Raw genomic sequence first — 17,140 nt, 5'->3', positions numbered from 1 at the left:
CGGTTTCTCCCCAGCCGTCGCGAAGCCAGCGTAGCGCATTGATTAATCACCGGTTGCCTGCTGGCATTGGCTGCCGCCAGGGTATCGGCCCCGGTATTGACCCCGTTCCCCAATGTTTAGTTTCTGGAAGAAGCGCAAGGCCGAGCCGGCGCCCGTCGAGGCCACCGTCGAGGCGCCCGCGCCCGCCCCGGCCCCCGCGCCGGCGGTGCCCGCCCCGGCCCCGGCACCAGCACCGTCCCCGACGCCCTCGCCCGCCCCTGCCCCCGTCCCGGTTCCCGTGCCCGTGCCGGCGCAAGTGCCCCCGCCCGCGCCGGCGCCGGTGGCGGCCGAGACGCTGGAACTGGTGCCCCCGCCCGCGCCCAGCGCCGAAGCCCGGCAAGGCTGGATGCAGCGCCTGCGCACCGGCCTGTCCAAGACCAGCCGCAACCTGGGGACGCTGTTCGTCGGCGTCAAGGTCGACGAAGACCTGTTCGAGGAGCTGGAAACCGCGCTGCTGATGGCCGACGCCGGCGTCGAGGCCACCGAGTACCTGCTGGGCGAGCTGCGCAAGCGCGTCAAGGCCGAACGCATCGAAACCGCCGAAGGCGTCAAGACGGCGCTGCGCGAGCTGCTGACCAGGCTGCTGCGCCCGCTCGAAAAGACCATGGAGCTGGGCCGCGAGCAGCCTCTGGTGATGATGATCGCTGGCGTCAACGGCGCCGGCAAGACCACCAGCATCGGCAAGCTGTGCAAGCATTTCCAGCGCTATGACCAGAAGGTGCTGCTCGCCGCCGGCGACACCTTCCGCGCCGCCGCGCGCGAGCAGCTGGCGATCTGGGGCGAACGCAACAACGTCACCGTGGTGGCGCAGGAAAGCGGCGACCCCGCGGCGGTGATCTTCGACGCCGTCAACGCCGCCAAGGCGCGCGGCATCGATATCGTCATGGCCGACACCGCCGGGCGCCTGCCGACGCAGCTGCACCTGATGGAAGAGCTGAAAAAGGTCAAGCGCGTGATCAGCAAGGCCATGCCCAGCGCCCCGCACGAGGTTCTGCTGGTGATCGACGCCAATACCGGCCAGAATGCCTTGCAGCAAACCCGTGCCTTCGACGACGCGCTTGGGCTTACCGGCCTGATCGTGACCAAGCTCGACGGCACCGCCAAGGGCGGCATCCTGGCGGCGATCGCGCGCCAGCGCCCGGTGCCGGTGTACTTCATCGGCGTGGGCGAGAAGGTGGAAGACCTGCAGCCATTCAAGGCCGAGGAGTTCGCCGACGCGCTGCTGGGTTGAATTCCGACGTCCTGCAAGACAAGACGCCCCGGCAGTGCCGGGGCGTTTGCGTTTTGCCGGGTCGCAATACTATTCCGCGTCGGGCTGCGACTTCGGCTCTGCCTTCTGGAACGCCGGCAGCGCCATGCAGGTTTCATAGATCTTCGCGATCGCCGGATAGCGCGCCACGTCGATATTGAAACGCTGGGCGTTGAACACCTGCGGCACCAGGCACAGGTCGGCCAGCGTGGGCGTATCGCCAAAGCAGAAGCGCCCGGCCTTGCCGCTGCGCTCCAGGTTCGCTTGCAGCGAGGCGAAGCCCAGCTCGATCCAGTGGCGGTACCACGCGTCCTTGACCTCGTCGGTCACGCCAACCGTGTGCTTCAGGTACTTGAGCACGCGCAGGTTGTTCAGCGGATGGATCTCGCAGGCGATCTCCTGCGCCAGGCCGCGCACATAGGCGCGGTCCAGCGCCGTGCCAGGCAGCAGCTTCGGCTCGGGATGGACCTCGTCGAGATACTCGACGATGGCCAGCGATTGCTGCAGCACGTGCTCGCCATCGACCAGCGCCGGCACCAGGCCGTCGGGGTTCACCGCGCGGAACTCCGGCTTGAGTTGCTGGCCGCCTTCCTTGAGCAGGTGCACCGGCACGTAGTCATAGGACAGGCCCTTCAGTTCCAGCGCGATACGCACGCGGAACGAGGCCGAACTGCGGAAATAGCTGTAAAGCTTGAGCATCGGTTCAGACTACCTTGATGGTGAGATCGCCCACGCCGCCGACGCGGCACTGCATGACATCGCCCTTGACCACCGGGCCCACGCCCTCGGGCGTGCCGCTGAAGATCAGGTCGCCTGGCTGCAGCTCGAACAGCTTCGACAGGTACGACACCATCTCCGGCACCGACCAGATCAGGTCCGACAAGTCGCCGCGCTGCTTTTCCACGCCGTTGACCGACAGCGTGACCTCGCCCTTTTGCGGATGGCCGATGGCCGCGACCGGCACGATCGGCCCGATCGGGGCGGAGTGGTCGAAGGCCTTGCCGGTCTCCCAAGGGCGGCCGGTTTTCTTCGATTCGTTCTGCAGGTCACGGCGCGTCATGTCCAGGCCCACGGCATAGCCGAACACATGGCCGGCGGCCTGCTCGACCGGGATGTCGCGGCCGCCCTTGCCGATCGCCACCACCAGCTCGACTTCATAGTGGCAGTTGCTGGTGCCCGGCGGATAAGGGAAGCTGCCCTCGGTGCCGTCGGCGACATAGCTGACCGCGTCGGACGGCTTGCAGAAGAAGAACGGCGGCTCGCGGTCAGGGTCCGAACCCATTTCCCGGGCATGGGCGGCATAGTTGCGGCCGACGCAGTACACGCGCCGGACCGGAAAGCTGGCATCGCTGCCGCGCACGGGCACGCCAACGGGCGCGGGCGGGGCGAACACGAATTCGGTCATGCATCTCTCCAGATAGTTCTGATCAGTGCTGCGGCGGGGCCCGGTGCCGGGCGCAGCAGGGCAACAGGATACACCGCGCGCTGTGCCCTGCGTACGGCCGCATACAATGAATCCAGGCACGCTCGCAGCGCCGCCGCACCGGATTGGCGCGCCATCCGTGCCCCCGCCCGGCGCGAATCTTGCATGGCGCACTGCAACAGAGCCAGCCATGACAAGACGCCATCCGCCCCCCACGCCCGCGCCAGCGAACCCGGCCACCCCCGCCACCGGCCGGGTGCTGCGTATCCTGCTCGTGCGTGATCCGCTCGACGCCGATCCGCTCAACGTCGAGACCATCCGCAGCGGGCTGGTGAACGCGGGCTTCACCGAGATCCAGGTCGTCGACGCCGACCTGCGGCTTCCCGATGTGATCACCGCCAGCCAGCCGGACATGCTGATCATCGCGTCCGAGTCGGCCGCGCGCGACACCATCGAGCACGTGTGCGTCTCGACCCAGCACGCGCCGCGCCCCATCGTGCTGTTTACCGACAATGACGACAGCCAGCGCATCAAGGCCGCGCTCAGCGCGGGCATTACCGCCTATATCGTCGACGGCTTGCGCGCCGAACGCGTCAAGACCGTGCTCGACGTCGCCTATGCACGCTTCGAACTGGACCAGCAGTTGCGCGCCGAACTCGACGCCACGCGGCTGAAGCTGGCCGAGCGCAAGGTGGTGGAGCGCGCCAAGGGCCTGCTGATGCAGGCGCGCGGGCTCAGCGAGGAAGAGGCCTACAAGCGCCTGCGCAGCATGGCGATGGAACGCGGGCTGAAGCTGGTGGATGCCGCGCAGCGCGTGATCGACGTCATGGGCTGAGCGCCCTGCCATCGCCGCCGCGGTGCAGCGCCGCACGCGGCTGGTGCGCCGCACGCTCGTGGCGCACCCTCCCTTCCCGCCTGGCCGATCCCTCTTCGCGGGAGTGCGGCGGCTGGGTCCGGAGCGCGTCACGTACGCACCGTTCTCGTCCGTTTCGCCCCGTTCCGGGACAACGTTCCCCGAAATGCTGCACCGCACGATGCTGGCACACGGCTTGCGTCATGCTGGTATCGGCCAACGGCGGCCGATCGACAACTCAGGCGGACACGGCCAACGCGGGCCGCGTCACGCCACGGACAACGGCGTCCCCGCAGCGCACCGGTCTTCTGGCGAAGCCGGCTGCGCGAGGGGACGCTTTTTTTCTTGGAGCCAAGCAATGCCCACTCGCCTCAGCCATGCCAGGCCGCTGCACGCAGCCGTCCAGAACTCCGACGCCGCTGCCTCCGCCGACGCGGTACCGGCCAGCAGCGGCCGGCGCCGTGCGCTGGCCACCATCGCCAGTGCCAGCGTGATGACGCTGGTCGATCCGCTGGTGCGCGCCGGCGCCTGGGCGGCCGGCTCCGACGCGCCGGAGAAGACCGAGGTGCGCATCGGCTTTATTCCGCTGACGGACTGCGCCTCGGTGGTCATGGCGGCCACGCTCGGGCTCGACAAGAAATACGGCATCAAGATCACGCCGACCAAGGAAGCCTCATGGGCGGGCGTGCGCGACAAGCTGGTCAATGGCGAGCTGGACGCCGCCCACGTGCTCTACGGCCTGGTCTATGGCGTGCAGCTCGGGATCGGCGGGCCGAAAAAGGACATGGCCGTGCTGATGAGCCTGAACCACAACGGCCAGGCCATCACGCTGTCGTCCAAGCTGGCCGAGAAAGGCGTGCGCGACGGCGCCAGCCTGAAAGCGCTGATGGCAAAGGAAAAGCGTGACTACACCTTCGCCCAGACCTTCCCGACCGGCACGCACGCGATGTGGCTGTACTACTGGCTGGCGGCCAACGGCATCAACCCGATGCAGGACGCCAAGGCCATCACGGTGCCGCCGCCGCAGATGGTGGCCAACATGCGCGTGGGCAATATGGACGGCTTCTGCGTGGGCGAGCCGTGGGGGGCGCGCGCGATCGCCGACAAGATCGGCTTCACCGCCGAGACCACGCAGGCGATCTGGAAGAACCATCCGGAAAAGACCTTGGGCACCACCGCGGAGTTCGTGCAGAAGTATCCGAACACCGCGCGCGCGATGGTGGCGGCGGTGCTGGAGGCATCGAAGTTCATCGATGCCTCGGCGTCAAACCGCCGCAAGACCGCCGAAACCATCGCCGCGAAGTCCTACGTCAACACCGACATGGACATCATCCTCGACCGCATGCTGGGCCGCTACACCAACGGGCTGGGCAAGACCTGGGACGACCCCGACGCGATGAAGTTCTACCAGGACGGCAACGCGAACTTCCCGTTCCTGTCCGACGGCATGTGGTTCCTGACGCAGCACAAGCGCTGGGGCCTGCTCAAGGCCCACCCGGATTACCTCGCCGTGGCCAGGCAGGTCAACCGCATCGACATCTACAAGCAGGCCGCCACCGCCGCGCAGGTGCCGCTGCCCAAGAGCGACATGCGCAGCTCGAAGCTGATCGACGGCGTGGTCTGGGACGGCAAGGACCCGAAAGCCTATGCCGACGGTTTCAAGATCAAGGCCGCCGGCACGCCTTCCGCCTGATCCGCAGTGCCCCTGACCAAAGGAGCCCGACATGAATGCCATTGCCTCCACCACGCCCGATGCCGCAGCCGACCCCGACACCAAGGAACGCACACGCCGGCGCGAACAGGAAATCTCCGCGCAGGCGCTGCGCGCGGCACGCCGCGAGGCCGCTGCCGCGCTGGTGCTCAAGGCGGTGCCGCCGCTGCTGGGCTTCGCCCTGTTCGTACTGGCCTGGCACGGCATCGCCAGCCTGATCCCGGCCATTCCCACACCGGGCGCGACCTGGAACGCCGCGGTGCCGCTGTTTGCCGACCCGTTCTACCGCAACGGGCCCAATGACCAGGGCATCGGCTGGAACGTGCTGGCTTCGCTGGCGCGCGTGGCGGCGGGCTTCGGCCTGGCGGCGCTGGTCGGCATCCCGGCCGGTTTCGTGATCGGGCGCTTCGCCTTCCTGAACGCCATGACCGCACCGGTGATCAGCCTGCTGCGGCCGGTCTCGCCGCTGGCATGGCTGCCGATCGGGCTGCTGCTGTTCAAGGCGGCCAATCCGGCGGCGATCTGGGCGATCTTTATCTGCTCGATCTGGCCGATGGTGATCAACACCGCGGTGGGCGTCACGCGCGTGCCGCAGGACTACCTGAACGTGGCGCGCGTGCTCGACCTGTCGGAATGGAAGGTGTTCACGCGCGTGCTGTTTCCCGCGGTGCTGCCGTACATGCTGACCGGCGTGCGGCTGTCGATCGGCACGGCCTGGCTGGTGATCGTCGCGGCCGAGATGCTCACCGGAGGCACCGGCATCGGCTTCTGGCTGTGGGACGAGTGGAACAACCTGAAGGTCGAGCACATCGTGATCGCCATCTTCGTGATCGGCCTCATCGGCCTGCTGCTGGAACATGCGCTGCTGGCGCTGGCCCGGCGCTTCAGCTACGGCACCCATTGACCCATACGGGAGAGACGCCATGGACAAGTTCGTCAGCATTGAAAACGTCGGCCAGACCTTCAAGACCCGCAAGGGCCCGTTCGTCGCGCTGCGCGACATCGACCTGCAGATCGCCGAGGGCGAGTTCATCACGCTGATCGGCCACTCCGGCTGCGGCAAGTCCACGCTGCTGAACCTGCTGGCGGGGCTGGCCACGCCCACCACGGGCGCGCTGATCTGCGCCGGGCGCGAAATCGCCGGTCCCGGCCCGGAGCGCGCGGTGGTATTCCAGAACCATTCGCTGCTGCCGTGGCTGACCTGCTTCGAAAACGTCTACCTGGGCGTCGAGCGGGTGTTCGCGGGCAGCGAGGACAAGGCGCGGCTCAGGGCGCGCACGCACGACACGCTGGCGCTGGTCGGCCTGAGCCACGCCGAGGGCAAGTATCCGCACGAGATCTCCGGCGGCATGAAGCAGCGCGTCGGCATTGCCCGCGCGCTGGCGATGGCGCCCAAGGTGCTGCTGATGGACGAGCCCTTCGGCGCGCTCGATGCGCTCACGCGCGCGCACCTGCAGGACGAGCTGATCAAGATCGTGGCAGCCACGCGCAGCACGGTGGTAATGGTGACGCACGATGTTGACGAGGCCGTGCTGCTGGCCGACCGCATCGTGATGATGACCAACGGCCCGGCGGCCACCATCGGCGAGATCCTGAAGGTGGACCTGCCGCGCCCGCGCGATCGCGTGGCGCTGGCGGACGATCCGGCCTACCACCGCTGCCGCACCGCGGTGCTCGACTTCCTCTACCGCAAGCAGCGCAATCCGGCGCTGCAGCAAGCGGCGTAGCGGCACAGTGGCAGCGCCAGGCGGCCATGGGCGAGGCCGCCGCGCTCCGCTATCATGAACCCAGAACACACTACCCCCACGCCGCCATGACCACGACCGCCGCCCCATTTCCAGCCGCCCGCTATATCAAGGAGATCGGCCGCGGCGTCAATGGCGCGCGCGCGCTGCCGCGCGAGGACGCGCAGGCCCTGTTCGACGCCATGCTGGCGGGCCGCGTGTCCGACCTGGAGCTGGGCGCCATCCTGATGGCCTATCGCATCAAGGGCGAGGCCCCGCACGAGCTGGCCGGCATGCTGGAGGCGGCCCATGCGCACTGCCAGCCGTTGCCGGCGCCGCCGGACCGGCAGGTGGTGGTGATCCCCAGCTACAACGGCGCGCGCAAGCAGCCCAACCTGGTGCCGCTGCTGGCGCTGCTGCTGGCCCGCGAAGGGATCCCGGTCGTGGTGCACGGCACGCGCGTGTTCGAGGGCCGCGTGACCAGCATGGCGCTGTTCGAGGCCCTGGGCGTGCCCCTGTGCGCGAGCACCGACGAAGCCGCGGCAAGGCTGCGCGATGGGGACCGCGATGGCCCGCTGGCGGTGCTGCCGGTGGATGTGCTGTCGCCCGGGCTGTCGCGGCTGCTGGAGCGGCGCACCGTGATCGGGCTGCGCAATTCCTCGCACACCGTGGCGAAGATGCTGCAGCCGGTGGGCGAGCACACGCCCGCCGAAGGCCTGCGGCTGTATAGCTACACGCACCCTGAATACCGCGAGACGCTGACCGATTACTTCTCCCACGAACCCGCCAACGTGCTGTTGGCACGCGGCACCGAGGGCGAGGTGGTCGCCGACGCCCGGCGCAGCGGCCGTATCGACTGGCTGCATGAAGGCCACCAGCAGACCCTGGTCGGCCAGGCCGGCGGCTCGATCGGCGACGTGCCGGAGTTGCCGCCGGGCAGCGATGCCGGCCTCACCGTGGCCTGGATCCGCCGCGTGCTGGACGGCGCGGTGCCGGTGCCGGCGCCCATCGCCATCCAGATCGAGGCCATCCGCGAATGCCTGCGCCAGGGCACGCGCGTGACCTGGGCCAGTCCGGTCTGAGCTGGCCCGGCACCACCGTCACGGCTTGCGCGGAGGCAGCGGAATGCGCTCGGTCTCGCCGGGCACATGCGGGAACTGGTCGTCCTCCCAGCGCTGGGCCGCGGCCTCGATCGCCACCTTGCTGCTGGCAACGAAATTCCAGTAGATGAAGCGGTGCCCGTCGGTCGGGTCGCCGCCCAGCAGCATCACGCGCGACGGCGCCGTGGCCGTCAGCGTCGCCGGCTGGCCCGGCGTGAGCACCACCATGTGCTCGGCGGGCAGCGGCTCGCCGTCGAGCGCGACCGCGCCGTCCACCGGATAGATGCCGCGCTCGGCGTGGTCGGCGGGAATTTCCACGCTGGCCCCCGCGTCCAGCTCGATCGCCACATACAGCGTGCGGCTGAAGACCTGGACCGGCGAGGTCTGGCCGAACGCATCGCCGGCAATCACCACCATGCGCACGCCGGGCCGCTCGATGCGCGGCAGCGTCGCGGCCGGATGGTGGAAAAACGACGGCTCGGCGCCCTCATGCTCCTGCGGCAGCGCCACCCAGGTCTGGATGCCGTGCAGGCGTGCGCCCTCGGGCCGCACGTGCTCGGGCGATCGCTCCGAGTGCACGATGCCGTGGCCCGCGGTCATCCAGTTGACGTCGCCGGGGCGGATCGCCTGGTCGCTGCCCAGGCTGTCGCGATGGATGATCTCGCCCTCGAACAGATAGGTGACCGTGGCCAGTCCGATATGGGGATGCGGGCGCACATCGGCGCCCTGGCCCGGCGGCAGCTGCACCGGCCCCATATGGTCGAAGAAGATAAACGGCCCGACGGTCTGGGTTGCCGCGGCCGGCAGCAGCCGGCGCACGGTGAAATCGCCCAGGTCGCGCACATGCGGCTTGAGCAAGTGTTCGATAGCAGACATAACTCCTCCGATCCGATAAGAGAGGCTCGCAAGCATGCCAGTGCGCTGCCCGCCGGTCGAGTGTAGCCGGTGCTGGAACAGAGCATTGCAGCGGCGGGAAGAACCCCGTTGCCACCCTGCGCTCTAACTACCAGTGCGCGATGGCAGCGGTATCGTTGCCGTCTCTTTAGGATTTACCTGGCTATCCGAACAGTAAGAGCGATACCCGGGAACTATCGTACGCATCGGAACTCCAATTAGCACTCACCCGGCCAGAGTGCTAAGATGTGTTGCAGTGCCGCCGATTCCCCATGGGGCCGCGGCGCACCGGCAACCAAACCGCCGGACGCGAAAGGAGCCATTGAGTGAACGCAGTCTTGTCTGCCGACCAAACCCTGACCAATAACCGTCTGCCGACGGTGCCCCGGAACACGGGCAGCTTTGCGCTGACCTTTCCGGCGACCGTGGGCAACCTCGACAGCTATATCCAGGCTGTCCACCGCATTCCGCTGCTGACCGCGGAGGAAGAGCAACGCCTCGCGCGCGAACTGCGCGACCACGATTCCGTCGAGGCGGCCCGCCGCCTGGTGATGTCGCACCTGCGGCTGGTGGTGTCGATCGCCCGCCAGTACCTGGGCTACGGCCTGCCCCACGCCGACCTGATCCAGGAAGGCAATATCGGCCTGATGAAGGCAGTGAAGCGTTTCGATCCGGACCAGGGCGTGCGCCTGGTGTCGTACGCAATGCACTGGATCAAGGCAGAAATCCATGAATATGTGCTGAAGAACTGGCGCATGGTCAAGGTGGCCACCACCAAGGCCCAGCGCAAGCTGTTCTTCAACCTGCGCAGCCACAAGCAGGGCGGGCACACCTTCACGCCGGAGCAGGTCGAGGCCGTGGCGCGCGAGCTGAACGTCAAGCCTGAAGAAGTGATGGAGATGGAAACCCGCCTGTCGGGCGGCGATCTGGCGCTGGAAGGCCAGGTCGACGACGGCGAAGAGGAATTCGCCCCCATCGCCTACCTGGCCGACAACCACAACGAGCCGACCCGCGTGATGGAGGCCAAGCGCCAGGACCGCATGCAGGTCGAGGGGCTGGAAGAAGCGCTGGCCAAGCTCGACGAGCGCAGCCGCCGCATCATCGAGGCGCGCTGGCTCAACGTCGAGGACGACGGCTCGGGCGGCGCCACGCTGCATGAGCTGGCCGACGAGTTCGGCGTGTCGGCCGAGCGCATCCGCCAGATCGAGGCGGCGGCGATGAAGAAGATGAAGGGCGCGCTGCAGGCCTTCGCCTGATCCTCACCGCATCCATGCAAAAGGCCGGTCCATGGACCGGCCTTTTTTGTTGCCCGGGGAAGCCATGGTGCGACGTTATGCCGCACCCGTTCGCCCCGGCTGCGTCAGGACAACAGCTGTTTCAGGTCGTGCGCGATGGGTTCCGGACCCTGGCCGTGACGGATGAACAGCCGCAGCTTGCCGTTAGGATCGAACACATAGCTGCCGGCCGAGTGATCCACCGTGTAGTTGTTGGGCGAGCTGCCCGGCACCTTGGCGTAGAACACCTTGAAGTCCTTGGCCAGCTTCTGCAGCGAGGCCTCGTCGGCCGGGCGCAACCCGACGAAGCGCGGATCGAAGGCGGGCACGTACTGCGCCAGCAGGGCCTGCGTATCGCGTTCCGGATCCACCGTGACGAACAGCACCTGTACGCGGTCCGCGTCCGGTCCCAGCTTCTCCATCACCGCCTTCAGTTCGGCCATGGTGGTGGGGCAGACGTCCGGGCAGTGGGTGTAGCCGAAGAACATCACCACGGCCTTGCCCTTGTAGTCGGCCAGGGTGCGCACCTTGCCGGTGTGGTCGGTCAGCGAGAAGTCCTTGCCGAAGTCGGCGGCGCCGGTGATATCGACATTGCGGAACGACGCTTTCTGCTGCCCGCAGGCAGCGACGGCCAGGGCCAGCGCGGCCAGCAGGGAAAAGCGGCGGAAGGCGGCGAACAGGCCGGAAGCGGAGCTGAGGCGTGGCATGCGGGGACGGGTCAGGAATGGGAAGGAAACAGCATGCAGTATCGCCGATCATGCTGCTGCGCTCGCGCCGGCGCGGCAAGATGCCGCAGCCGGGGCGCACGCCGGCGCAGGTCAGACCTGCGGCACGAACTTGAAGTAGTGGTCGACCAGCAGCGCCGCGAACAGCAGCGACAGGTACAGGATCGAGAAGCGGAAGGTGCGCTGCGCCAGTTCGTCCGAATAGTTCCGGTACAGCTTCCAGGCATAGGCGAGGAAGCCAGCGCCCAGCGCCAGCGCGGCCGCCAGGTAGATGTAGCCGCTCATGCCGTAGACGAAGGGCAGCAGCGTCGCCGCGATCATGATCAGCGTGTACAGCAGGATATGCAGCAGCGTGTAGCGCTCGCCGTGCGTGACCGGCAGCATCGGCAGCCCGGACTTGGCGTAGTCGGCGCGGCGGTACAGCGCCAGCGCCCAGAAGTGCGGCGGGGTCCAGGTGAAGATGATCAGCACCAGGAACCATGCCTCGGCCGGCACCTCGCCGGCCACCGCGGCCCAGCCCAGCGCCGGCGGCATCGCCCCGGACAGCCCGCCGATAACGATGTTCTGCGGCGTGGCCGGCTTGAGCAGGATGGTGTAGACCACCGCATAGCCCAGGAACGTGGCAAAGGTCAGCCACATGGTCAGGTCGTTGGCGTAGACATGCAGCAGCCACATGCCCGCGCCGCCCAGGATGGCGGAGAACACCAGCGTCTGGCGCGTGGTGATCTCGCCGGTGGCGGACGGGCGCCAGGCGGTACGGCGCATCAGCGCATCGATCTTCTGCTCGACCAGGCAATTGATGGCGAAGGCCGCGCCGGCCAGCAGCCAGATGCCGGCGGCGCCGCCGATCAGCACCGGCCACGGCACCATGCCGGGCGTGGCGAGGAACATGCCGATGATGGCGCAGAAGACGGCCAGCTGCGTCACGCGCGGCTTTGTCAGGGCGGCATATTGCCGGGCCAGGTGGCGCATGCGGCTCAACCTGCCCAGGGAATGAGGGTGGGTAGCGGTAACCACGGAAGGGGTCTTGTCTTTCATGTGGCGCGGGCGGCAGTCGGCACGGCAGCGGGGGCGCCGGCGGCCCGGGTCGTCAGCCCGATATTGTAGTGGAGACGGACCAGCAGCAGCAGCAGCAGCGCGGCGCCGCCGTTATGCGCGACCGCCGCCACCAGCGGCCAGTCGAACACGATATTCGATAGCCCGGTGGCCAGTTGCAGCACCAGCGTCGCCAGCAGCCAGCCGGCCGCGCGGCTGAGCCCTTCGAGCCGGCGCGCGCGCAGGCCGAACCACGCCAGGTAGCCCAGCACGACGACGGCAAAGCAGCGATGCACCCAGTGGATCGCCACCAGCGCCGCGTGAGGGATGTAGTCGCCATCCGCGGTCATGCCCAGCTGGCGCCACAGCGTAAAGCCATGGCGGAAGTCCATCTCCGGCACCAGCTGGCCATTGCACAGCGGGAAGTCGGTGCAGGCCAGCACCGCGTAATTGGTGCTGACCCAGCCGCCCAGGAAAATCTGGATCACCAGCAGCAGCAGGCCGATGCGCACCGGCCAGCGCAGCCGCGCCGCCTGCGGCGCGACCGGGTGCGGCGGGTCGTTGCGCGAGCCCAGCTGGATCAGCACCGCCAGCAGCGCCATGCCCAGCATCAGGTGCGTGACGACGATAACGGGCTGCAGCTTCAGGGTCACGGTGAAGGCGCCGAAGGCGCCCTGCACGCACACCAGCAGCAGCACGCCAGTGGCGAACCAGGGCGACTGCTTCAGCTCGCGCCGCTTGACCCACGCCAGCACCATCAGCGTGATGATCAGCACGCCGACGGCCATGGCGAAGTAGCGATGGATCATCTCGATCCATGCCTTGGCCAGCGTCACCGGCCCGCTCGGCATGGCGGTCTCGGCCGCGCGGATCGGTTCCATCGCGGCATGCGGGTTGGAATGCCCGTAGCAGCCCGGCCAGTCCGGGCAGCCCAGCCCGGAGTCGGTCAGCCGCGTGAAGCTGCCGAACATGATCAGGTCCAGCGTCAGGAATGCCGTGATCCAGGCAAGCTTGCGGTACTTGTTGCGATCGCCCTTCACCATCACGTAGGACAGCGGGAACAGCGCGATCAGGACGCCGATGATGGCCAGTTGCAGCAGCATGCCGTCCCCTCAACCGATGCGCGAGACCTTGAGCAGCTTCTTCAGGTCGCCGCTCACCTTCTTCGGGTCCGGGTCCTGCGGGAAGCGCATCATCAGGTTGCCCAGCGGGTCGACCAGGAACAGCGTGTCCTCGGCGCGCTTGCCCGGCTCGGCCGGCAGCCACTGCTGCGCGGCCTGGCGGTCGATGCGCAGGAAGCGCACCCCGGCGTAGGGCTCGTTGTAGGCGGCGACCAGGCGCTCGTCGATCTTGCCCGCGTCGGTGACCAGCCAAACCGGCACGATGCGCAGGCGGTCCTGGCCCTGCCCGGCGCGGATCTGGCGGATGGTGAACAGCTTCTTCGCACAGGCCTCGTCGCAGGCCGACGGATCGGCGCTGACCAGCAGCCACTTGCCGCGGAACTGCTCCAGCGGCACGGCCTGGCCCTGCTCGTCGGTGACGCGTACCGGCGGCATCGGCCGCTGCGGGTCGACCAGCGCCCCGTAGTTGGTGGCGCCGCCGCGCGGCTTGATCACGTAGTAGGTGAAATAGGAGGCGATCACCGGCGACGCGCACACCAGCAGCAGCATCAGCATCTGCAGGCGGCCACGGCGCGTGCGCGCGTCGATGCGGGGGTCCCGCGGCGAGGCCGCGGCGGCCGGAGCGGAGTCTTGCTGTGCCATGGAGTACGTCAGTCCTTTGTCTTCGGCAAGCCCCTGCACCCGTGCGGGGCATGGGCAGTCAATTCATTCGATCAGGGTGCGGCCAGCCGCCGCGCGCGGCGCCAGCCCGGCACCACCACCAGCACCACCGTCAGCGCGGCCAGCCCGAACCACTGGAAGGCATAGCCATAGTGCCGGTCGGCGCCCGCGTCCGCGGGCGGCCAGTCGCGCGCCAGGCCGTCGCCGGTATCGTTGCGCTGCTCGACCACCAGCGGATGCAGGGCCAGCCCGGTTTCGGCGGCATACGGCGCGATCTCGAGGTTCTGGCGGATCCTGCTGCCGGCGGCCTCCTGGCCCAGGCTATAGACCCGCGGCACGCCCGCCAGTGCCGTGCCGGTAATGGTCACCTCGCCCTCTGGCGTCGGGAACGGCGCGATCCGGGTGCGGTCCTGCGCATCGCGCGGCAGCCAGCCGCGCAGCACCAGCACCGCCCGTCGGGCGGCGGCCTCATCGGGCGACGCGCCGATCACCAGCGGCGTCAGCACCAGGAAGCCCGCGCGGCTGTCGCCGCTGCGGCCGCCGATGCCGTGGGGGCGATTATCCAGCAATACCGTGCGCGATGCGTCGAAGCGCCCGGTCACGCGCACCGCGCGGTCGGTCACAACTTGTGACAGCGGCGCCGTGCCCAACACCACCGGCGGCTGCGCCGCCAGCGCCTGCAGCCGTGCGGCGCGCGCTTCTTTCTCGTGCGCGCGATCGAGCTGCCAGTTGCCCAGCGCGCAGGTGACCGCGATCACGACCAGCGCAGCGGCCAGCGGCAACGGGCTGGCAAAGCGGCGCCAGCTCATCGACCCGGCGGCACTGCGAAGCGCGCCCCGGTGCGATAATGGGCCTGTGCGCCGCACGTCGCGCCGCGCCCGCCCCCAACCCGCCCCGCCATGCGCTTTGTCATCATCATTGCCTTCATCCTGATCATTGCCAGCCTGGCCTCGGCCTTGTTCTTCATGATGCGCGACCGCGGCAAGACGCCCAACATGATGCGCTCGCTGATGCTGCGCGTGGGCTTCTCGGTGGCGCTGTTCCTGTTCATCCTGTTCTCGAGCTGGATGGGCTGGATCCACAGCACCGGCATCCGCATGGCGCCCTGAACCGGCGCGCCGCGGCAGCCTCGTCGCAGGCCCGCAAAAGACAAACGCCGCAGGCTGGCCAGGCCCCTGCGGCGTTTCTCTTTTGCGTTGGCGCCGGCAGTCCCGCTCGGTCGCGGGAGCCGCCGGCCGGTACGGCAGCCGGATTTACAGCCAGTACACCACGACGTAGAGGAACAGCCACACGACGTCAACGAAGTGCCAGTACCAGGCCGCGCCTTCGAAGGCGAAGTGGTGCTCGGGGGTGAAGTGGCCCTTCAGCACGCGGATCAGCACCACCGTCAGCATGATCGCGCCCATGGTCACGTGGAAGCCGTGGAACCCGGTCAGCAGGAAGAAGGTGGAGCCGTAGATGCCCGAGCTCAGCTTCAGGTTCAGTTCCGAGTAGGCGTGCATGTACTCGTACACCTGGAAGCACATGAAGATCGCGCCCAGCAGGATGGTCAGCACCAAACCCTGGATCAGCTGGCTGCGCTTGCCGGCCAGCAGCGCGTGGTGCGCCCAGGTCAGCGTCAAGCCGGACATCAGCAGCAGCGCGGTGTTGATGGTCGGGATCGGCCACGGGCCCATGGTCTGGAAGTTTTCCACCACGCCGGCCGGGCCGGTGTTGGGCCATACCGCGGCGAAGTCGGGCCACAGGATCTTGTTGTTCAGGTCGCCCAGCCACGGCATGGCGATGGACCGGGCGTAGAACAGCGCGCCGAAGAACGCGGCGAAGAACATCACCTCGGAGAAGATGAACCAGCCCATCGACCAGCGGAACGACAGGTCGATGTTCTTGCCGTACATGCCGCCCTCGGACTCGCTGATGGCGTCGCCAAACCAGCTCTTGAGCACGAACAGGAACCACAGCAGGCCGAAGCCGCACAGGTACGGCGCCCAGGGCTGCCCGTTTACCCAACCGGCGGCGCCGGCGCCCGTCATCAGCAGGCCGAAGCTTGCGGTGATGGGGTGGCGCGACGGGCCCGGTACGAAGTAGTACGGAGCGTTTGCGCGATTCGCACTCATTCTTTTATCTCCAGCTCAGAGTCTTTGATTCAGTATTCGTTGTCCCCGCCTTGGCACTGCAGGCCCCCGCCTCCTCTGGGTTGGCCCCGCCGCCGCGGTTGCTTTGTTCTGCGACTGCTTTTGTTGTCTACCCTTCCTGCCCTGCTACGCCGCCGCCTGGCTCACAACCAGGCGCACGATCACGACCAGGATCGCGATGAACACCGCCGCCGCGATCAGCCCGGCGATCACCACATGCACCGGGTTCAGCCGGGCCATGTCGCGTTCGTGCTCCGCGCCCTTGCGCAAGCCGATGAACGACCACAACACCGCGCGCATGGTCTGCGCAAACGACAGCTTGCGCTTGACCGCGTCCTTCATCTCATCCATCGCCCGTCCTCCGCCTGACTGGCTTGTGGCCAGCCGCTCGCTTCAGATGCCCTTGCCGGCCGGTGCGGGCTGCGGCGCCAGCTGGCCTTCGGGCGCCTGCGCCACCGGCGTGCCCACCTCGAAGAAGGTGTACGACAGCGTAATGCTCTTCACATCCTTGGGCAGCGCGGGATCGATCACGAACACCACCGGCATCTCGCGCGCCTCGTTCGCCTTGAGCGTCTGCTGCTTGAAGCAGAAGCACTCCAGCTTCATGAAATACTGGGTCGCCTGCTTGGGCGCGTAGCTCGGGATGGCCTGCGCCGAGATATCGCGCGGCTGCCCGTTGGCCACCTCGTAGACGATCGTCGCCATCTCGCCGGGATGCACTTCCATGCTGTTCTTCACCGGCCGGAAGGCGAAGGGCCCGCGCGCGTTGGAGTCGAATTCCACCGTGATGGTGCGGCTCTTGTCGATCTGCGTGTTCTTGACCGCGCCATGCAGCTCGCGGGTGGTGATCACGTTGATGCCGGTGATTTCGCAGATCTTCTTGTACAGCGGCACCAGCGCGTAGCCAAAGCCGAACATCACGGCAACGATCACGACCAGGCGCAGCATCATGCCGCGGTTGAAGCGCTTGTCCGCTTCCCTCCCCGCTTCCTTGTGCGCTTCCCTTCGCGACTGCTGCTCGATGCTCATCTCGCTACCCTGCCGCCTCAGCCAAGGAACTTCATCTTGGCGAAGAACCCCAGAAAGAAAACCACCACGATCGACAACAGGATCAGGCCAAGGCGCCGGTTGGCGGCCTTGTGGTCCGGGGGTGACGGGCTTTTGTCTGGAGACTGCATAACGGTCTTGATACCTGCCGGC

The 17,140-nt window shown here is 67.8% G+C and carries 20 protein-coding genes; 8 read left to right on the top strand and 12 right to left on the bottom strand.

Going from position 1 to position 17,140, the window contains the following annotated elements; genetic code table 11:
* The first annotated feature begins 112 nt into the window (after positions 1 to 112).
* Positions 113 to 1,270, top strand: a complete 1,158-nt coding sequence (ftsY, locus tag RALTA_RS01500; RefSeq protein WP_012351645.1) for a signal recognition particle-docking protein FtsY — start codon at positions 113 to 115, stop codon at positions 1,268 to 1,270.
* Positions 1,271 to 1,339: 69 nt separating this feature from the next.
* On the opposite strand, the gene maiA is transcribed toward ftsY, so the two are convergent.
* Together maiA and RALTA_RS01490 are read right to left on the bottom strand one after the other, a co-directional pair.
* The gene (maiA, locus tag RALTA_RS01495; RefSeq protein ID WP_012351644.1) at positions 1,340 to 1,987 is read right to left on the bottom strand and encodes a maleylacetoacetate isomerase; all 648 of its coding nucleotides are present in this window, start codon (positions 1,985 to 1,987) and stop codon (positions 1,340 to 1,342) included.
* A gap of 4 nt (positions 1,988 to 1,991) precedes the next feature.
* Positions 1,992 to 2,693, bottom strand: a complete 702-nt coding sequence (locus tag RALTA_RS01490; RefSeq protein ID WP_012351643.1) for a fumarylacetoacetate hydrolase family protein — start codon at positions 2,691 to 2,693, stop codon at positions 1,992 to 1,994.
* 208 nt (positions 2,694 to 2,901) lie between these two features.
* Between RALTA_RS01490 and RALTA_RS01485 the strand changes: the two genes are divergently transcribed.
* The 5 genes from RALTA_RS01485 to ybiB all read left to right on the top strand — a co-directional run bounded on the left by RALTA_RS01485 (position 2,902) and on the right by ybiB (position 8,081).
* Positions 2,902 to 3,546: an ANTAR domain-containing response regulator gene (locus RALTA_RS01485; RefSeq protein WP_012351642.1), complete on the top strand. Its 645-nt coding sequence runs from the start codon at positions 2,902 to 2,904 to the stop codon at positions 3,544 to 3,546.
* Between the two features lie 376 nt (positions 3,547 to 3,922).
* On the top strand, positions 3,923 to 5,257 hold the full coding sequence (locus RALTA_RS01480) for a CmpA/NrtA family ABC transporter substrate-binding protein (RefSeq protein ID WP_012351641.1): 1,335 nt from the start codon (positions 3,923 to 3,925) through the stop codon (positions 5,255 to 5,257).
* Between the two features lie 31 nt (positions 5,258 to 5,288).
* A complete protein-coding gene (gene ntrB, locus RALTA_RS01475; protein ID WP_012351640.1) occupies positions 5,289 to 6,179 on the top strand; it encodes a nitrate ABC transporter permease in 891 nt (296 codons plus the stop codon).
* Positions 6,180 to 6,198: 19 nt separating this feature from the next.
* Positions 6,199 to 7,002, top strand: a complete 804-nt coding sequence (locus RALTA_RS01470) for an ABC transporter ATP-binding protein (protein ID WP_012351639.1) — start codon at positions 6,199 to 6,201, stop codon at positions 7,000 to 7,002.
* 86 nt (positions 7,003 to 7,088) lie between these two features.
* Positions 7,089 to 8,081 carry a DNA-binding protein YbiB gene (gene ybiB, locus RALTA_RS01465; RefSeq protein WP_025583396.1) on the top strand — a complete coding sequence of 331 codons (993 nt, stop codon included), beginning with the start codon at positions 7,089 to 7,091 and terminating at the stop codon, positions 8,079 to 8,081.
* Between the two features lie 18 nt (positions 8,082 to 8,099).
* Here the strand turns inward: ybiB and RALTA_RS01460 are convergent, their stop codons facing one another.
* Positions 8,100 to 8,975 carry a pirin family protein gene (locus tag RALTA_RS01460; RefSeq protein WP_012351637.1) on the bottom strand — a complete coding sequence of 292 codons (876 nt, stop codon included), beginning with the start codon at positions 8,973 to 8,975 and terminating at the stop codon, positions 8,100 to 8,102.
* A 344-nt stretch (positions 8,976 to 9,319) separates the two neighbouring features.
* Here RALTA_RS01460 and rpoH point away from each other — a divergent pair, with 344 nt between their 5' ends.
* Positions 9,320 to 10,249 carry an RNA polymerase sigma factor RpoH gene (gene rpoH / locus RALTA_RS01455; protein WP_012351636.1) on the top strand — a complete coding sequence of 310 codons (930 nt, stop codon included), beginning with the start codon at positions 9,320 to 9,322 and terminating at the stop codon, positions 10,247 to 10,249.
* 104 nt (positions 10,250 to 10,353) lie between these two features.
* Here rpoH and RALTA_RS01450 read toward each other — a convergent pair whose 3' ends face one another.
* The 5 genes from RALTA_RS01450 to RALTA_RS01430 form a co-directional block, all read right to left on the bottom strand.
* A complete protein-coding gene (locus RALTA_RS01450) occupies positions 10,354 to 10,974 on the bottom strand; it encodes an SCO family protein (protein ID WP_012351635.1) in 621 nt (206 codons plus the stop codon).
* 111 nt (positions 10,975 to 11,085) lie between these two features.
* Positions 11,086 to 12,030 carry a heme o synthase gene (gene cyoE, locus RALTA_RS01445; protein ID WP_012351634.1) on the bottom strand — a complete coding sequence of 315 codons (945 nt, stop codon included), beginning with the start codon at positions 12,028 to 12,030 and terminating at the stop codon, positions 11,086 to 11,088.
* Entirely contained in the window at positions 12,027 to 13,130 is a 1,104-nt protein-coding gene (locus tag RALTA_RS01440; RefSeq protein ID WP_012351633.1) for a COX15/CtaA family protein, read from the bottom strand. The genes cyoE and RALTA_RS01440 overlap by 4 nt, the downstream gene beginning before the upstream one ends.
* A 9-nt stretch (positions 13,131 to 13,139) precedes the next feature.
* Positions 13,140 to 13,790, bottom strand: a complete 651-nt coding sequence (locus RALTA_RS01435; protein WP_041232256.1) for an SCO family protein — start codon at positions 13,788 to 13,790, stop codon at positions 13,140 to 13,142.
* A 71-nt stretch (positions 13,791 to 13,861) separates the two neighbouring features.
* Complete coding sequence (locus RALTA_RS01430; protein WP_012351631.1) at positions 13,862 to 14,617, bottom strand: SURF1 family protein; 756 nt, start codon at positions 14,615 to 14,617, stop codon at positions 13,862 to 13,864.
* A gap of 90 nt (positions 14,618 to 14,707) precedes the next feature.
* Between RALTA_RS01430 and RALTA_RS01425 the strand changes: the two genes are divergently transcribed.
* On the top strand, positions 14,708 to 14,917 hold the full coding sequence (locus RALTA_RS01425) for a twin transmembrane helix small protein (protein WP_012351630.1): 210 nt from the start codon (positions 14,708 to 14,710) through the stop codon (positions 14,915 to 14,917).
* A gap of 144 nt (positions 14,918 to 15,061) precedes the next feature.
* Here RALTA_RS01425 and RALTA_RS01420 read toward each other — a convergent pair whose 3' ends face one another.
* The 4 genes from RALTA_RS01420 to RALTA_RS30735 all read right to left on the bottom strand — a co-directional run bounded on the left by RALTA_RS01420 (position 15,062) and on the right by RALTA_RS30735 (position 17,118).
* Positions 15,062 to 15,922 carry a cytochrome c oxidase subunit 3 gene (locus RALTA_RS01420; RefSeq protein ID WP_012351629.1) on the bottom strand — a complete coding sequence of 287 codons (861 nt, stop codon included), beginning with the start codon at positions 15,920 to 15,922 and terminating at the stop codon, positions 15,062 to 15,064.
* A 144-nt stretch (positions 15,923 to 16,066) separates the two neighbouring features.
* Positions 16,067 to 16,291 carry a DUF2970 domain-containing protein gene (locus RALTA_RS01415; protein WP_012351628.1) on the bottom strand — a complete coding sequence of 75 codons (225 nt, stop codon included), beginning with the start codon at positions 16,289 to 16,291 and terminating at the stop codon, positions 16,067 to 16,069.
* A 42-nt stretch (positions 16,292 to 16,333) separates the two neighbouring features.
* The gene (locus tag RALTA_RS01410; protein ID WP_012351627.1) at positions 16,334 to 16,969 is read right to left on the bottom strand and encodes a cytochrome c oxidase assembly protein; all 636 of its coding nucleotides are present in this window, start codon (positions 16,967 to 16,969) and stop codon (positions 16,334 to 16,336) included.
* A gap of 17 nt (positions 16,970 to 16,986) precedes the next feature.
* Positions 16,987 to 17,118: a cytochrome oxidase small assembly protein gene (locus RALTA_RS30735; protein WP_242405241.1), complete on the bottom strand. Its 132-nt coding sequence runs from the start codon at positions 17,116 to 17,118 to the stop codon at positions 16,987 to 16,989.
* Positions 17,119 to 17,140: the final 22 nt, after the last annotated feature.

Source organism: Cupriavidus taiwanensis LMG 19424 (assembly GCF_000069785.1).
Lineage (GTDB): Bacteria > Pseudomonadota > Gammaproteobacteria > Burkholderiales > Burkholderiaceae > Cupriavidus > Cupriavidus taiwanensis.
Note: the sequence above shows the minus strand (reverse complement) of the source record. Positions and strands in the feature narration are given on the sequence as shown.

Excerpts from the sequence above, each read along its gene's own strand:
- RALTA_RS01460 (WP_012351637.1), bottom strand. The coding sequence starts at position 8,975 with ATGTCTGCTATCGAACACTTGCTCAAGCCGCATGTGCGCGACCTGGGC.
- cyoE (WP_012351634.1), bottom strand. The coding sequence starts at position 12,030 with ATGAAAGACAAGACCCCTTCCGTGGTTACCGCTACCCACCCTCATTCC.
- RALTA_RS01430 (WP_012351631.1), bottom strand. The coding sequence starts at position 14,617 with ATGAGCTGGCGCCGCTTTGCCAGCCCGTTGCCGCTGGCCGCTGCGCTG.
- ftsY (WP_012351645.1), top strand. The coding sequence starts at position 113 with ATGTTTAGTTTCTGGAAGAAGCGCAAGGCCGAGCCGGCGCCCGTCGAG.
- RALTA_RS01480 (WP_012351641.1), top strand. The coding sequence starts at position 3,923 with ATGCCCACTCGCCTCAGCCATGCCAGGCCGCTGCACGCAGCCGTCCAG.
- RALTA_RS01440 (WP_012351633.1), bottom strand. The coding sequence starts at position 13,130 with ATGCTGCTGCAACTGGCCATCATCGGCGTCCTGATCGCGCTGTTCCCG.
- RALTA_RS01490 (WP_012351643.1), bottom strand. The coding sequence starts at position 2,693 with ATGACCGAATTCGTGTTCGCCCCGCCCGCGCCCGTTGGCGTGCCCGTG.
- RALTA_RS01470 (WP_012351639.1), top strand. The coding sequence starts at position 6,199 with ATGGACAAGTTCGTCAGCATTGAAAACGTCGGCCAGACCTTCAAGACC.
- maiA (WP_012351644.1), bottom strand. The coding sequence starts at position 1,987 with ATGCTCAAGCTTTACAGCTATTTCCGCAGTTCGGCCTCGTTCCGCGTG.
- RALTA_RS01485 (WP_012351642.1), top strand. The coding sequence starts at position 2,902 with ATGACAAGACGCCATCCGCCCCCCACGCCCGCGCCAGCGAACCCGGCC.
- ntrB (WP_012351640.1), top strand. The coding sequence starts at position 5,289 with ATGAATGCCATTGCCTCCACCACGCCCGATGCCGCAGCCGACCCCGAC.
- RALTA_RS30735 (WP_242405241.1), bottom strand. The coding sequence starts at position 17,118 with ATGCAGTCTCCAGACAAAAGCCCGTCACCCCCGGACCACAAGGCCGCC.
- RALTA_RS01435 (WP_041232256.1), bottom strand. The coding sequence starts at position 13,790 with ATGGCACAGCAAGACTCCGCTCCGGCCGCCGCGGCCTCGCCGCGGGAC.
- RALTA_RS01420 (WP_012351629.1), bottom strand. The coding sequence starts at position 15,922 with ATGAGTGCGAATCGCGCAAACGCTCCGTACTACTTCGTACCGGGCCCG.
- RALTA_RS01415 (WP_012351628.1), bottom strand. The coding sequence starts at position 16,291 with ATGGATGAGATGAAGGACGCGGTCAAGCGCAAGCTGTCGTTTGCGCAG.
- RALTA_RS01450 (WP_012351635.1), bottom strand. The coding sequence starts at position 10,974 with ATGCCACGCCTCAGCTCCGCTTCCGGCCTGTTCGCCGCCTTCCGCCGC.
- ybiB (WP_025583396.1), top strand. The coding sequence starts at position 7,089 with ATGACCACGACCGCCGCCCCATTTCCAGCCGCCCGCTATATCAAGGAG.
- RALTA_RS01425 (WP_012351630.1), top strand. The coding sequence starts at position 14,708 with ATGCGCTTTGTCATCATCATTGCCTTCATCCTGATCATTGCCAGCCTG.
- RALTA_RS01410 (WP_012351627.1), bottom strand. The coding sequence starts at position 16,969 with ATGAGCATCGAGCAGCAGTCGCGAAGGGAAGCGCACAAGGAAGCGGGG.